The 13,256-nt window shown below is 75.6% G+C and carries 13 protein-coding genes; 9 read left to right on the top strand and 4 right to left on the bottom strand.

Features of this window, described 5'->3' with window-relative positions; genetic code table 11:
- Window positions 1-13: 13 nt before the first annotated feature.
- The 5 genes from UW392_RS56155 (at window position 14) to UW392_RS56135 (ending at window position 6,951) form a co-directional block, all read left to right on the top strand.
- Window positions 14-742, top strand: coding sequence for a class I SAM-dependent methyltransferase (locus tag UW392_RS56155; RefSeq protein ID WP_320783250.1), 729 nt, complete (start codon window positions 14-16; stop codon window positions 740-742).
- Window positions 739-2,562, top strand: a complete 1,824-nt coding sequence (locus UW392_RS56150; RefSeq protein WP_320783226.1) for an ABC transporter ATP-binding protein — start codon at window positions 739-741, stop codon at window positions 2,560-2,562. The genes UW392_RS56155 and UW392_RS56150 overlap by 4 nt, the downstream gene beginning before the upstream one ends.
- Complete coding sequence (locus UW392_RS56145; protein WP_320783225.1) at window positions 2,559-4,304, top strand: ABC transporter ATP-binding protein; 1,746 nt, start codon at window positions 2,559-2,561, stop codon at window positions 4,302-4,304. Before UW392_RS56150 ends, UW392_RS56145 begins: the two co-directional genes overlap by 4 nt.
- A 58-nt stretch (window positions 4,305-4,362) precedes the next feature.
- Window positions 4,363-5,757 carry a salicylate synthase gene (locus UW392_RS56140; RefSeq protein WP_320783224.1) on the top strand — a complete coding sequence of 465 codons (1,395 nt, stop codon included), beginning with the start codon at window positions 4,363-4,365 and terminating at the stop codon, window positions 5,755-5,757.
- Between the two features lie 75 nt (window positions 5,758-5,832).
- Window positions 5,833-6,951, top strand: a complete 1,119-nt coding sequence (locus tag UW392_RS56135; RefSeq protein WP_320783223.1) for an aminotransferase class V-fold PLP-dependent enzyme — start codon at window positions 5,833-5,835, stop codon at window positions 6,949-6,951.
- A gap of 55 nt (window positions 6,952-7,006) precedes the next feature.
- Here UW392_RS56135 and UW392_RS56130 read toward each other — a convergent pair whose 3' ends face one another.
- Together UW392_RS56130 and UW392_RS56125 are read right to left on the bottom strand one after the other, a co-directional pair.
- Entirely contained in the window at window positions 7,007-7,225 is a 219-nt protein-coding gene (locus tag UW392_RS56130; RefSeq protein WP_320783222.1) for a hypothetical protein, read from the bottom strand.
- 145 nt (window positions 7,226-7,370) lie between these two features.
- Complete coding sequence (locus UW392_RS56125) at window positions 7,371-8,219, bottom strand: SDR family oxidoreductase (protein WP_320783221.1); 849 nt, start codon at window positions 8,217-8,219, stop codon at window positions 7,371-7,373.
- A 67-nt stretch (window positions 8,220-8,286) separates the two neighbouring features.
- On the opposite strand from UW392_RS56125, the gene UW392_RS56120 reads away from it, so the two are divergent.
- The 3 genes from UW392_RS56120 to UW392_RS56110 all read left to right on the top strand — a co-directional run bounded on the left by UW392_RS56120 (window position 8,287) and on the right by UW392_RS56110 (window position 10,060).
- On the top strand, window positions 8,287-8,910 hold the full coding sequence (locus UW392_RS56120) for a TetR/AcrR family transcriptional regulator (protein ID WP_320783220.1): 624 nt from the start codon (window positions 8,287-8,289) through the stop codon (window positions 8,908-8,910).
- A gap of 129 nt (window positions 8,911-9,039) precedes the next feature.
- Window positions 9,040-9,573: an EF-hand domain-containing protein gene (locus tag UW392_RS56115; RefSeq protein WP_320783219.1), complete on the top strand. Its 534-nt coding sequence runs from the start codon at window positions 9,040-9,042 to the stop codon at window positions 9,571-9,573.
- Between the two features lie 208 nt (window positions 9,574-9,781).
- The gene (locus UW392_RS56110) at window positions 9,782-10,060 is read left to right on the top strand and encodes a hypothetical protein (RefSeq protein WP_320783218.1); all 279 of its coding nucleotides are present in this window, start codon (window positions 9,782-9,784) and stop codon (window positions 10,058-10,060) included.
- A 62-nt stretch (window positions 10,061-10,122) separates the two neighbouring features.
- Here the strand turns inward: UW392_RS56110 and UW392_RS56105 are convergent, their stop codons facing one another.
- The gene (locus UW392_RS56105; RefSeq protein WP_320783217.1) at window positions 10,123-10,905 is read right to left on the bottom strand and encodes an alpha/beta hydrolase; all 783 of its coding nucleotides are present in this window, start codon (window positions 10,903-10,905) and stop codon (window positions 10,123-10,125) included.
- A 198-nt stretch (window positions 10,906-11,103) separates the two neighbouring features.
- A complete protein-coding gene (locus UW392_RS56100; RefSeq protein ID WP_320783216.1) occupies window positions 11,104-12,189 on the bottom strand; it encodes a M12 family metallopeptidase in 1,086 nt (361 codons plus the stop codon).
- 94 nt (window positions 12,190-12,283) lie between these two features.
- Between UW392_RS56100 and UW392_RS56095 the strand changes: the two genes are divergently transcribed.
- On the top strand, window positions 12,284-13,256 hold a 973-nt coding region (locus tag UW392_RS56095), incomplete at its 3' end, for an ATP-binding protein (RefSeq protein ID WP_320783215.1).

The raw sequence follows: 13,256 nt of genomic DNA, 5'->3' as shown, positions 1-13,256 counted from the left end.
CTTGGAGACCGACGTGATCGACTACTACTCGACGGCGGCCGAGTTCTACGAACTGGTCGCCACCCGGCACACCGCCAGCAGCGGCCCCCCGCTGACCCGCGTCCTCACCGGACTCGACATCTCGCACGGCCCCGTCCTGGAGATCGGCGCGGGCACCGGCCGCGTCACCGAGGTCATCGCCGCGGCGCTCCCCGACGCGGAGATCCTCGCCGCCGAACCCTCGGCCACCATGCGCGCCATGCTCACCTCCCGGGTCGCCCGCGACCCGGGGCTGCGCCGCCGCGTCACGGTGGTCGACGGCTCCGCCCAGGACCTCGACCTGCCCGAACGGCTCTCCGCCGTCGTCGTCTTCGGCGTCGCCGGACACCTCACCGCCCCCGAACGCGTGGCGCTGTGGAAGCGGCTCGCGGCCCGCCTGCCGGCCGGCGCGCCCATCGTCGTGGAGCTGATGGGCGTCTCCGCACCCCGCGTCATCCCCCCGGTGATGTCCCTGAGGGAGACCATCGGCCGCCAGACGTACGAGTGGTGGATCGGCGGCGAACCCACCGAGGGCGACGCCATGCGGTTCACCACCACCTGGAAGGTCCTGCGCGACGGGCGCACCGTGCGCGAGGTCGCCGACAGCTACGACTGGCACACCTTCGACGTGGCCCGGCTGGCCCGCGAGTCCGGGCTGACCAGCCGCCGCATCACCGAGGCGGGCGGCCGTCCCGTCCCCGAGATCGGAGTACTCGTCAAGTGACCCCGCAAGCCCCCGGCACGGGCGCCGCACCACCCCCGTCCCCGCCCCTGCCGCCGCTGCGCGCGCTCGCCGCGCCCGTACGCGGCCGGCTGGCCCTCGCCGTCGGTCTCCAGACGGTCGCGGCCCTCTCCGGAGTCGTCCCGTTCATCGCCGTCTCCCGCATCGCCGGCCACCTCACCGCGGACCCGCCCGCCACCGGCGACGACCTCTGGCCGCTCGTCGCGCTGGCCTGCGCGGCGGGGCTGCTCGCCCTGGCCTGCGGCACGGCGGCCGGTGCCCTCGCCCACCTCGCCGACAACGACCTCCAGCTCGACCTGCGCCGCCGGCTCGCCCGGCACGTCGGACGGCTGCCGCTCGGCCGGCTCACCGAGCGGGGCACCGGCGAGGTCAAGCAGGCGGTGCGGGACGACGTGAACGCCCTGCACACCCTGTTCGCCCACACCCTGCTGGACGTCGTCGCCGTACTCACCGCCCCGGTGCTCGCCCTCGTGTACCTCTTCGGCGTCGACCGGCTCCTCGCCCTGGTCAGCGCCGTACCCCTGGTCCTCGGCGTGCTGCTGTTCCGCCGGGCCATGTCCGGCGCGGCGGCGCAGATGGCCGAGTTCGGCGCCGCGCTGGGCCGGATCTCCGCCGCCGCCGTGGAGTTCGCGTCCGGCATCGCTGTTTTCAAGAGCTTCGGCCGGGGACGCAAGGCCCACGAGCGGTTCGTCGCCGCGACCGAGGGATTCGCCGCCTTCTTCGCCGGCTGGGTCCGGGCCACCCTGGTCAGCTCCACCGCCGCCGTCCTGGTGGTCGCCCCGGCCGTCGTCCTGCTGCTGCTGTCCGCGGTGGGCGCGGTCTCCGTCGTGGGCGGCCGGATCACCGGCGCGGAACTGGTCCCCTTCCTGCTCCTCGGCCCCGCCGTCGCCGCCCCCATGGGCGTCGTCGGCCCCCGCGTCCAGCAGATCCGGGCCGGCCAGGCCGCCGCCGTCCGCATCACGGAACTGCTGCGCGCCCCCACCCTCCCCGAGCCCGCGGACCCCGTCCTGCCCGACGGCCACCACATCGCCCTGCGCGGCGTCTCCTTCTCCTACGACGGACGCACCGACGTCCTCGACGGCATCGACCTCGACCTCGCCCCGGGCACGGTCACCGCGCTGGTCGGGCCCTCCGGTTCGGGCAAGTCCACCCTCGCCTCGCTGCTGCCCCGCTTCCACGACGTCACGGCGGGCAGCGTCACCCTCGGCGGCGCCGACCTGCGGGACATCCCGGCGACGGAGCTGTACCGCAGGGTCGGCTTCGTCCTCCAGGACGTGAAGCTGCTGCGCGCGAGCGTCACCGACAACATCCGCCTCGGCCGCCCCGACGCCACGGACGAGGAGGTCGAGCGGTGCGCCCGCGCCGCCCGAGTCCACGACCGCGTCATGGAACTGCCCGACGGCTACGCCACCGAACTCGGTGCGGCCGTCACCCTCTCCGGCGGCGAGGCCCAACGCCTCTCCATCGCCAGGGCGCTGCTCGCCGACGCGCCGGTCCTCGTCCTCGACGAGGCGACCGCCTACGCCGACCCGCACTCCGAGGCCCTCATCCAGGACGCGCTGGCCGCCCTCACACAGGGCCGCACCCTCCTCGTCATCGCCCACCGGCTCGACACGGTCCGCTCGGCCGACCGGATCGTGGTCCTGGCCGACGGCCGCATCACCGAACAGGGAAGCCACGACGCCCTGCTGGCCGCCGACGGCCGCTACGCCGCCCTGTGGAAGGCCCGGCGTACCGCACCGGGGGACCCCGCCCGGTCCTCGGCACCGGCCGGTCCCGCCCGAGAGGGGAGCCCCCGATGATCCGTCAGCTCTACCGTGTCCTGGGGCCGGAAGGCTCCCGCCCGCTGAACCGGCTGCTCGCCCTCCAGTCCGGCGCGGCCGTCCTCCAGGGCGTCTCCTTCGCCCTGCTCGTGCCCGTCATCGAGGCCCTGCTCGGTCCCGCCCCCGACGACGTGTGGCCGTGGCTGGCCGCCCTCGCGGGCAGCTCGCTCCTCCACGCCGTGCTCCAGGCCGCGGCCGTCGCCGGCGGCTTCACGGTCGGCTCCCGGCTCTCCCGGGTGCTGCACCGCCGGATGGCCGACCAGGCGCTGCGGCTGCCGATCGGCTGGTTCACCGCGGGGCGGACGGCCGAGTTCAGCCGCCTCGCCGGACAGGACGTCATCCAGGTGATGAGCACACCGGCCCACCTGCTGCGCCCCTTCCTCACCTCCTTCCTGACCCCGGCGACCCTCGTCGTCGCCACCTTCTTCTTCGACGTCCGCACGGCACTCGTCCTGCTGGCCTGCGCACCCGTCCTGTACGCCGTGCAGGCCGCGAGCGGCGCGGTGCTGCGCCGGCTCGACCTCGGGCGCGACGCCGCGATCGGCGAGGCGGCGGACCGGGTCCTGGAGTACGCGCGCAACCAGCCCGTCCTGCGGGCCTTCGGCCGGACCGCGGACGGGTACGGCGCGCTGGACGACGCGCTGGCGGCCGAGGCCCGCGCGGACCGCCGGCTCATCGCGCGCGGCCTGCCCGGCCTGGTCTCCTTCTCCTTCGCCACCCGGCTCGTCTTCGCCCTGCTGCTCGCGCTCGGCGTCTCCTGGCAGCTCGACGGGTCGCTCACCGTCCCCACCCTGCTGGCCCTCCTGGTGCTGCTGGTCCGCCTGATCGACAGCGTGTCGTCGGCCGCCGAGGCCGGCGCCGGCCTGCGCATCGCCCGCAACACGCTGCGCCGCCTCGGCGCCGTCCTCGACGAACCGCCGTTCCCCGAACCCCGGCACCCCGAGACACCGCGGGGCGCCGACGTCGAGTTCGCGGGGGTGAGCTTCGCCTACGACGGCGCGACGGCCGGCCGCCCGGTCCTGCGGGACGTCTCCTTCCGCCTGCCCGAACGCAGCATGACGGCGCTGGTCGGCCCCTCCGGCGCGGGCAAGACCACCGTCGCCGCGCTGCTCGCCCGGTTCCGCGACCCGACCGCGGGCACCGTCCGCGTCGGCGGCGTCGACGTCCGGGACATCGGCGCGGACGCGCTGGCGGCCCACGTCTCCCTGGTCTTCCAGGACGTCTACCTCTTCGACGGGACGATCGAGGAGAACGTACGGATCGCCGCACCGGACGCCGCCCCCGGCGAACTGGCCGAAGCCGCCGCCCTGTCCGGCCTCGACCGGGTCGTCGAGGAACTGCCCGACGGCTGGGCGACCCGGGTGGGGGAGTCCGGCGCCCGGCTCTCCGGCGGGCAGCGCCAGCGCGTCTCCATCGCCCGCGCCCTGCTCAAGGACGCCCCGGTCCTCGTCCTCGACGAGGCCACCGCCGCGCTCGACCAGGAGAACGAGGCCGAGTTCGCCGGGGCCGTGCGCGCGCTGGCCGACCGCAAGACGCTGCTGGTCGTCGCGCACCGGCTGAGCACCGTCGTCGACGCCGACCAGATTCTCGTCCTGGAGGACGGCGCCGTCACCGAACGCGGCACCCACGCGGAACTGGTCACCGCGGGCGGCACGTACGCCTCCTTCTGGGAGAGCCGCACCCGGGCCCACGGCCGGCGGCCGGCGGCGACCCGCCCATGACCCGCCGCCCGGCGGCGGCTGTCCCCCGTACCCAGCGGAAACGGAAAGGCACCACACGATGAGCACCGGTCCCCGGACCTGGACGGCATGGGCGGAACACATCCCCCCGCTCACCCACGCGAGCGAGCGGGCACCCGCCCCCGACCCCGCCGCCACCGCGACCCACCTCGCCCGCGCCGGACTCGCCGACCAGTACATGGTCTACGAGGCGGAGGGCGGCGTCCGGCACTTCGCGGCCGGCTCCGCCGTGAGCGTCACCGCGCACGCCACCGGCATCACCGCGCGGGCCGCCGGCCGGACCTGGACCTCGCGCACCGGCGGGGCGCCTCTGACGGCGTTCGCCGCGGCCCTGTCCGCGCTCGCCGCCGGGGGCGGCGCGGAGCGCGCCTTCTACGGCTGGGCGGCCTTCGAACTCGCCCACCTCCTGCACGCCGACCCCGCGACCACCGGCGAACAGCCCCTGCTGCACGTCATGGTCCCGTCCGTCGAGGTGACTCTCACCGGGCACCGCACCGTGGTCCGCGCGGTGGACGCGGCGTGGCTGCGCAAGACCGCCGACCTGCTCGCCGAGCCACCGGCGCGGGAGGACGACGCCGGAGGGCCGGCGCCGGACGACACCGAGCGGCTCCTCGCGACGGGCGCCGGCGCCTACGGCGAGGCGGTGGCCCGGACGGTCGCGGACATCCGCGCGGGGCTGCTGGAGAAGGCCGTGGTGTCCCGGAGCATCCCGCTGCCCGCCGTGGACCGCGTGGACTTCCCCGCCACCTACCTCGCGGGCCGCCGCGCCAACACCCCGGCCCGCTCCTACCTGATGGACCTCGGCGGGTACCGGGCGGCGGGGTTCAGCCCCGAGACCGTCCTGGAGGTCGGCGGCGACGGGCGCGTGAGCACCCAGCCGCTCGCCGGCACCCGGGCCCGGGGGGCCGATCCGGCGGAGAACGCGCGCAGGCGCGCGGAGCTGCTCACCGACCCCAAGGAGATCCACGAACACGCCGTGTCCGTGCGGCTGGCCTGGGAGGAGACGGCGGCCGTGTGCCGGCCCGGCTCGGTCGCGGTGGAGGAGTTCATGGCGGTCCGGCCGCGCGGCTCGGTGCAGCACCTCGCCTCCCGGGTGACGGGCCGGCTCGGCTCCACGGCGGGACCGTGGGACGCGTTCGCCTCGCTCTTCCCCGCGATCACCGCCACCGGTGTCCCCAAGCCCGCCGCCCTGCGCGCGCTGGCCCGCCACGAGGACGGCCCCCGGGGCCTGTACGGCGGTGCGGTCTTCCGGGGGACGACCGGCGGCGCCCTCGACGCCGCCCTCGTCCTGCGCACCCTCATCGGCACCCGGGACGGGACGTGGCTGCGCGCGGGCGCCGGGGTCACCGCCCACTCGTCACCGGAGCGGGAGACCGAGGAGACGTGCGAGAAGCTGCGCAGCGTGGCGCCGTACCTGAGGTACGCCGGGGACTGAGGGGACATCCCGGTTCCCGGGCGCGTAGCGTGCCCGGGGAGACTCCCGCACCGCACACCCGAGGACAGACACCCCGTGCTCACCCCTTACGCCGCCCACTTCGACACCCCCGCCGGCTACCTGGACTTCGCGCGGTTCGGGCCGCCGTCGCGGGACGCGGTGGCCGCCGGCGTCCGCGCCGTGGAGGCGTCGGCGCGGGCGGACCACACCACCGTGGACGATCTGATGCGGGCGGAGGACGCGGCGCGGGACGCGGCCGGGCGGCTGGCGGGCGCCGACCCGGCCCACACCGTCCTGCTGCCCAACGCCTCGACCGGGCTGTTCCACGCGGCGCTCGGACTGCGCGAGGGGACCGTGCTCGCGTCCGGCGGTGACTTCCCGTCGAACCAGTACCCGTGGCGCCGGGCGGCTGACCTGGGCCGGGCCGTGCCGCGCTGGCTGGCGCCGGTGGAGGGCGGCGGGGTGACGCCGGAACTGGTCCGGGCGGCGCTGACGGACGACGTCGTGGCCCTGTCGGTGAGCGCCGTGGACTTCCGTACGGGGTTCAGGGCGGACCTGGCCGGGCTGCGGGACGCCATCGGTCCCGGCCGGCTGCTGATCGTGGACGCCATCCAGGCGTTCGGGGCGGCCGCCCTGGACTGGCAGGCGGCCGACGTGGTGGTGGCCGGCGGCCAGAAGTGGCTGCGGGCCGGCTGGTCGACCGGTTTCGCGACCCTCTCCGACCGGGCACTGGAGACGCTGGAACCGGTGCTCACCGGGTGGACGGGCGTGACGGACGCGGGTGTCTTCGACGGCGTCGCGCACCCGCCCGCGCCGGACGCCCGCCGCTGGTCGATCACCAACCTGAGCCCGGTGACCGCGGCGTCCTTCGCCGCCGCGCTGCGCCTGGTGGAGCACCACGGCCTCGCGGCGATCGAGGACGCGATCGCCGCGCGGATCGCGGAACTCACCGAGGCGGTGCAGAAGTACGGCGCGTCGGTCCTGTCGCCCGCCGACCCGGCGCGGCGCGCGGGCATCCTCTCCTTCACCGTGCCGGGACACGAACCGGCGGCGGTGGCACGGGCGTTGCACGCCGAAGGCGTCACACCCACGGTGCGCGCGGACTCCCTGCGGCTGTCGCCGCACGCCTCGACGCCGCCGGAGGCGGTGGAGCGGGTGGCGGCGGCCCTCGCCTCCGTGACCCGGGGACGGTGAGAGCGGCGCGGACCGGACCGCCGGGCGTGGCGGTCCGGTCCGCGCGCCGTCGTCGCTACTTCGCGCCGTCGAGCGCCGCGAGCGCCTGCGCCCAGCGGACGTACTTCAGGTCGGCCAGGTCCGCGACGGTCCGCACGCCGAACGCCTCCTGAAGCAGTTCGCCGTCCCGGTCGGAGACCCCCTTCAGCGCGGCCACGGGGGCGGCCAGGATCTCGGGCAGGTCCTTCTCGGCCCACGCCTTGTCCAGCACCTTGTCCAGGTCGATCGAAGCCATGTGTCGTCTCCCGCGTGCGGCAGCGGCCCGTCCGTCGTCCGGGCCTGTTTCTACAGTCGCGTAGAAGCTTAAGGATCTCCCGGGGCTCTTCGGGCGGCCTCCCGCACAACGGCCGAAAGACGCCCCTGACCTGGCCGAACCCCGCTCACTCGGCCGCCGCGGCATCCGCCCCGGGGGTGAGGAGGCCGCTGTGCAGGGCGGCGACCACCCCGCCGTCGACGAGCAGATCGGTGCCCGTGACGAACCCGGCGCCGGGGCCCAGGAGGAACGCGGCGGCCTCGGCGATGTCGTCCGGCGTGCCCACCCGGCCGGTCCCGGACGCGGCGATCATGGCCCGCATCGTCCGGCCGCTCTCGCCGTCGAGCTCCCGCTGCCCCATGGGAGTGGCGATGACGCCGGGGCTGATCGAGTTGATCCGGGCCCCGCGCTCGCCCCAGGAGGCGGCGGCCGCCCGCACCCGCAGCCGGTTGCCGTACTTGGCGAGCCCGTACGCGCCCTTGCCGAGGAGTTCGGGGTCGGTGAACGGCAGGTCCAGCAGCGCGTCGGCGGGCGTGTGCGCGAGTGCCCGCTCCTGCTCCGCGTCGAGCGGTGCCGGGAGCAGGTGGCCGGCCATGCTGGCGATCACGACCCCGGCACCGCCCTCCGCGACGACCCGCCCGAACTCCTCCAGCACCAGCGCGGTCCCGAGCAGGTCCACCCGCAGTACCGCCGCGGCGGGTGCCTGCACGGGGGAGAGGCCGGCGGTGTGCACGACCCGCGTGACGCGCCCGAGCCGCGCCGCCGCGCCGGCGAGGGCGGCGACCGAGGAGCGCGAGGACACGTCCACCGCCTGCTCGGTGACATCGTGGCCCTGGCCCCGCAGCAGGCCGGCCGCGGCGGCGAGCGTTCCCGCGTCGAAGTCGGCGAGCAGCACCTTCCGGCCCGGTCCCTGGCGGCGGGCGATGGCCTGCCCCATGCCGCCCACCCCGATGACGACGACCACGTCTGCGCCCATGGGGCACCTCCTGAATCACTTACGTTACGACTCGTAACGTAAGTCTACGGCTCCTAGAATGACCGCCATGAACGAGGTACGGCGGCCGGGACGCCCGAGGGACGCCGGCCGGGACGAGGCCATCCTCGACGCCGCCCGGCGGGTCCTGCTGCGCGACGGCTACGCCGGTCTGTCGATGGAGAAGGTCGCCGCCGAGGCGGGGGTCGGCAAACCCACCGTCTACCGCCGCTGGTCCGCCAAGGCGGCCCTCGTCGGCGACGCCGTGCTGCACAGCTTCGTCGCCGCGGTACCCGGCGTGCGGGCCCCCGCGCGGGACACCGAAGGCGGCGCCGCCGGGCAGCTGACCGCCTGGTTCCGCGCCTACGCCGACGCGGTCACCGACCCGCGCCACGCGGCCCTGGTCCTCGCCCTGACCGCCGCGGCCGCCGAGAGCCCGCATGACGCGGAGAGCCTCTACGAGCACCACACCCGCGCCCAGCACGAGGCCGTCGTGGCCTGCCTGCGCGCGGGGGCGGCGAACGGCGAGTTCCGCACCGGCGCCGACCTCGAAGCCGTCGCCGACGCCCTCATGGGCTCCGTCCTCTATCAGCTCCTCACCCGCACGGGTGCCGCCGCGCCCGGCCGCGCGCAGGCGCTCCTGGACGTCCTGCTGGCCGGACTGCGCACTCCGCAGGCACCTTTCTGCCGGTGATCTCAAGCCGTTTCCGGCTGCTTCATACGTTTTGCTGACGAGCGGGCCCCTGTCCGGGCGTGTCGCGCACCCGGGCGCGGATCATCGGGAACGTCTTGGCCGATCACCGACCACAGGAAGGCATCTCCCTTGCGCACTGAGGCACTTGAGCGCGTCAAACTCGTCTTCGAGCTTCTCGACGCCGACGGCAACGGCTTCATCGAGGCCGATGACTTCGCCTTGATGGCCGGCCGCGTCAACCAGGTCGCGTCCGACTCCACCGACGCCGCGCGGCAGTCGATGGCGGCGGCCTTCCAGCGGTACTGGACCGCCCTGTCCACCGGACTCGACGCCGACGGCGACGGCCGGATCAGCTTCGAGGAGTACACCGCCTGCGTGCTGTCGCCCGAGCGGTTCGACGGCGCGATCGCCGAGTTCGCCGACGCGCTCGGCGCCCTCGGCGACCCGCACGGCGAAGGCCTCGTCGAACGGCCCCGCTTCCTCGACCTGATGACGGCCATCGGCTTCGCCGTCCCGCGGATCAACGCCCTCTTCGACGCCTACCGGCCCGACGAGCGGGACCGGGTCCACGCCGCGACCTGGGTGGAGAGCATCAAGGAGTACTACGCCCCCGACAAGGCCGGCACCGCCGCCGACCTGCTCGTCGGCCCCGTGGCGGTCTGACACACCGGGCCGGGGCGGCCGCCTCCTTGCCGTCCCGGCCGTGCGCCTGTACTTCCGCCGTCTCGGCCGTGTGCCTGTACTCCCGTTGTCCCGGGCGCACGTCCGTTTTCCCGCCGCCTTGGTCGTGCGCCCGTTTCCCCGCTGTCCCGAGCGCACGCCCGTTTCCCCGCCGCCTTGCCCGTGCGGCCGTAGTCCCGCCGTCCTGGGCGTGCGCCCGTACCCCCGCCACCTCGGCCGCACGCCCGTACCCCGGCGCCCCGGTGTGCCGGCCGGGACCGGATACCCGCGGACCGAGGCCACCTACGACGGCGGCCGGTCCTGGCACCGGGCGGCCACCAGGGGCGCCGGCGCCAACACCTTCGAGGTGACGCTCCGGCACCCCGTCCGGGACCGCGCCGCCGACGGCGTCGGAGTGCGGATCAGCGCCTCCGACACCAAGGGCGACACCGTCCGGCAGACCCTGCCGACGGCGTACCGGCCGCGCTGAGCCCGCCGCCTCCGGGCGACGCACCGACGCACCGACGCGCCGGCCGGCGGTACGGGCCGGGGTCACCCCCGGCCCGTACCGTCCCCGCCGAGGAACCCCACCAGCCGCTCCGTGAACGCCGGATCGCGCAGCGCCCCCACATGGTCGCCCTCGACCAGACGCAGCACCGCCCCCGGGACGGCCGCCGCGAGCACCTCAGGGCGGGCCGCCAGCGGGTCCTCACGGCCGGCCAGGACGAGGGTGGGAGCCGTGATCCGGTCCAGGCCGATGGGTTCGGCGTGCGCCGCGGCGGCCTGGGCGGCGAGCGCGATCCGGTCGCCGCCGGCCGCGTCGACGAACGCCCGGAACGCCGCCGCCGTCGGGTCCGTCACCGTCCCCGGGTCGTCGGTGGTGAGCGCGTGCCGCAGCGCCGGCCCGTCCAGCACCCGGGAGTCCACACCGCCGCACTCCGGTACCCCGCACCCGACGCCGCCGACGACCAGCCGGCGTACGCGCCGGTCCCGGACCGCGGTGAGGAGTGCGACGACCGCCCCCATCGAGTAGCCGACCAGGTCGACGCGGTCCGCGCCGAGCAGGTCGAGAAGGGCCGTCACGTCCCGGGCCATCCGCGCCTCGCCGTAGGACGCCGGGTCGTGCGGCTTGCCGGAGGCACCGTGCCCGCGGGCGTCGACCGTGACGACCCGCCGCCCGGCACCGGTCAGCGCCGCGACGATCCCCGGCACCTCCCAGTTGGTCGCGCCCGAGGCGATGAAACCGTGGTGCAGCAGCACCGGGGGCAGCGCCGCGTCCCCCTCCCAGACCTTGTACGCGATCTCTGTGCCGTCGTCCGCGCGGAACACCGCCATGCGCGTCTGCCTCTCCTCGGGCGAGCTGTCCGCCGACGGTCTCACGACGGCCCACGCCGGGTCCGCCGACCCCCGTACGGCGGACCCGGCGTCATGCGGCCGGACCGCGTCTCCCTCCCCCGAAGGCGACGCGATCCGGCCGCTCCCCCGGCGCCGGTATGTGGCGCTCCCCATCCGGTCCCCGGCGGCCTCGTGCTGTCACCAGCACATGACCGCCGTCTCGCCCGAACCCCAGGAGGAGTACAGGCGGACCCGGACGACATAGCGGCGGCCCTTGACCAGCCGGGCCGCCAGCCTGGCGTTGTACGGCGTGCCGCCGTCGTCGCGGCCCGCGAGGAAGCGCGGCTCGCCCTCCCGCTCCTCGAAGACCACGACGACGGCGTCGCCCTCCCCGAAGACCCCCACGGTGTAGTCGCGGGTCTCCGGCGGCTCGATGACGAGGTCGGCCTGCTCGCCCGGACCGAGGCCGAGCGGCACCGACCGGAACGGCACCAGCTCCAGGAGCCCGCCGGGCCCCGTCGGCGGATACCAGCGCAGCACGAACTCCTTGTCCGCCGCCGAGAGCGTGCCCGGCGGATGCAGCCCGCCGCGGTACTGCTCCGGCTCCAGGACCAGCCCGGACGGGAACGGATACTCCATGATCGACTGCGGGTCCCAGACGGTGCCGTTGGCCTCGTCGGATTCGAGCTTGCGCAGCACGTTGAAGTACGTCCGGTCCCGGCTCCAGTGGTTCGGCGGACCGGCCAGCTCCGCGTAGACGGCCTCGTCGTCCCAGTGGATCCCCGCGAACGGGCTCTGGTGCTCGTGCAGCATCCCCAGTGCGTGACCGATCTCGTGCAGGACCGTGCAGCGGTCCCCCGAAGCGGCCAGCTCCCAGCCGAAGTTCATCGTGCGTTCGGTCAGGCCGATCCGCAGCGCGTCCTTGCCCACCGCCGACCACGAGCCGTCGCCCGCCTGGAAGCCGATCCGCAGCTCGGCCTCCGAGCGGTCGCCGACCTCGGTGAAGGCGATACCGATACCGAGGTCCTGCCACTCGCGGAAGCAGGCCCGCACCACGTCCCGCTGCTCCTCGCCGCCCACCCACGACACCCGGCGCGTCCGGCCCGTGCCCGGGACCGTGATGACGGAGGCGTCGGAGTCGCCGTCGAAGAAGCAGTAGTGCAGAACGGTGCCGTTGACCCACATCCGCCGCCCGCAAGCGAGCGCGCCGAGCCGCTCGGCGGCCAGCCCCGGCGGATACGCGGGGGCGGGCTGCTGCGCGAGCGAGCAGTAGCGAGCGGTCATGCGATCAGGGTGCCGTCCCGGGGGACCGGGCGCCTGAGTCGAGGGCTACTCAAGTACCCCTGTATCAGGAGTGAGTCACCGGGGTCTCCTTGGTGTGACGACCTTCGACACGACGACCACGGAGCGGGGGACGGCCCCCGGCCCCTGGCCCTTCACCGGACGCGAGGACGAACTGGAGCTGGTGCGCCGGTCGGTGACCGCGGGCCGGCCCGGACTGGTGATCACCGGCCCGGCCGGGCGCGGCAAGACCCGGCTGGCCGCCGAGGCGCTCCGGAACGCGGACCACGTCCGTGTCACCGGCACTCCCGAGTCCCGGCACCTGCCGTTCGCGGCCTTCGCGCACCTGCTGCCCGAACCCGTCACGCTGCACCGCGCGCTCCAACTGCTCGCGGGCGTACGGCTGCTCGTCGTCGACGACGCCCACCTCCTCGACGACGCCTCCGCCGCCCTCGTCCACCAGCTCGCCGTGCACGGCCGCACCCGCCTCCTGGCCGTCGTCACGGACGGCACGGCCCCGCCCGAGGCGGTCGCCCGGCTGTGGACCGGTGAACTGCTGCCCCGCCTCGCCCTCGACGCCCTCTCCCGCGAGGACACCGCCGACCTGCTCACGGCCGCCGTCGGCACGGCTCCCGAGCCGCTCACCGCCGGCCGGCTGCACCGCCTGTGCCGGGGCGACCTGCGGCTGCTGCGCGATCTGCTCGGCGCGGTGCGCGCGCGGGGGGCGGTCGGTACGGTGCCGGGCACGGGGGAGTGGTCCTGGCGCGGACCCGTCCCGGTGACCGAGACCCTGCGCGAGCGCACCGCCCCCGTACTCGGCCGCCTGACCCGCGACGAACGGGAGACCCTGGAGCGGCTCGCGTTCGCCGAGCCCCTGCCGCTGGACCTCGACGCGGACCCGGCCGGACTCGACCTGGACGTCCTGGAGCGACTGGAGAGCGACGGCCTCCTCCGGGTCGGTGACGACGGCGCGGCCCGTCTCGTCCACCCGCTGCACGGACCGGTGCTGCGCGCCACGGCCGGCCGGCTGCGGGCCCGGCGGCTGACCCGCGTCCCCGGCGGCTGCGGCC

The organism is Streptomyces sp. CRN 30 (genome assembly GCF_034105845.1).
This window is presented reverse-complemented; position numbering and strand designations above follow the sequence as displayed.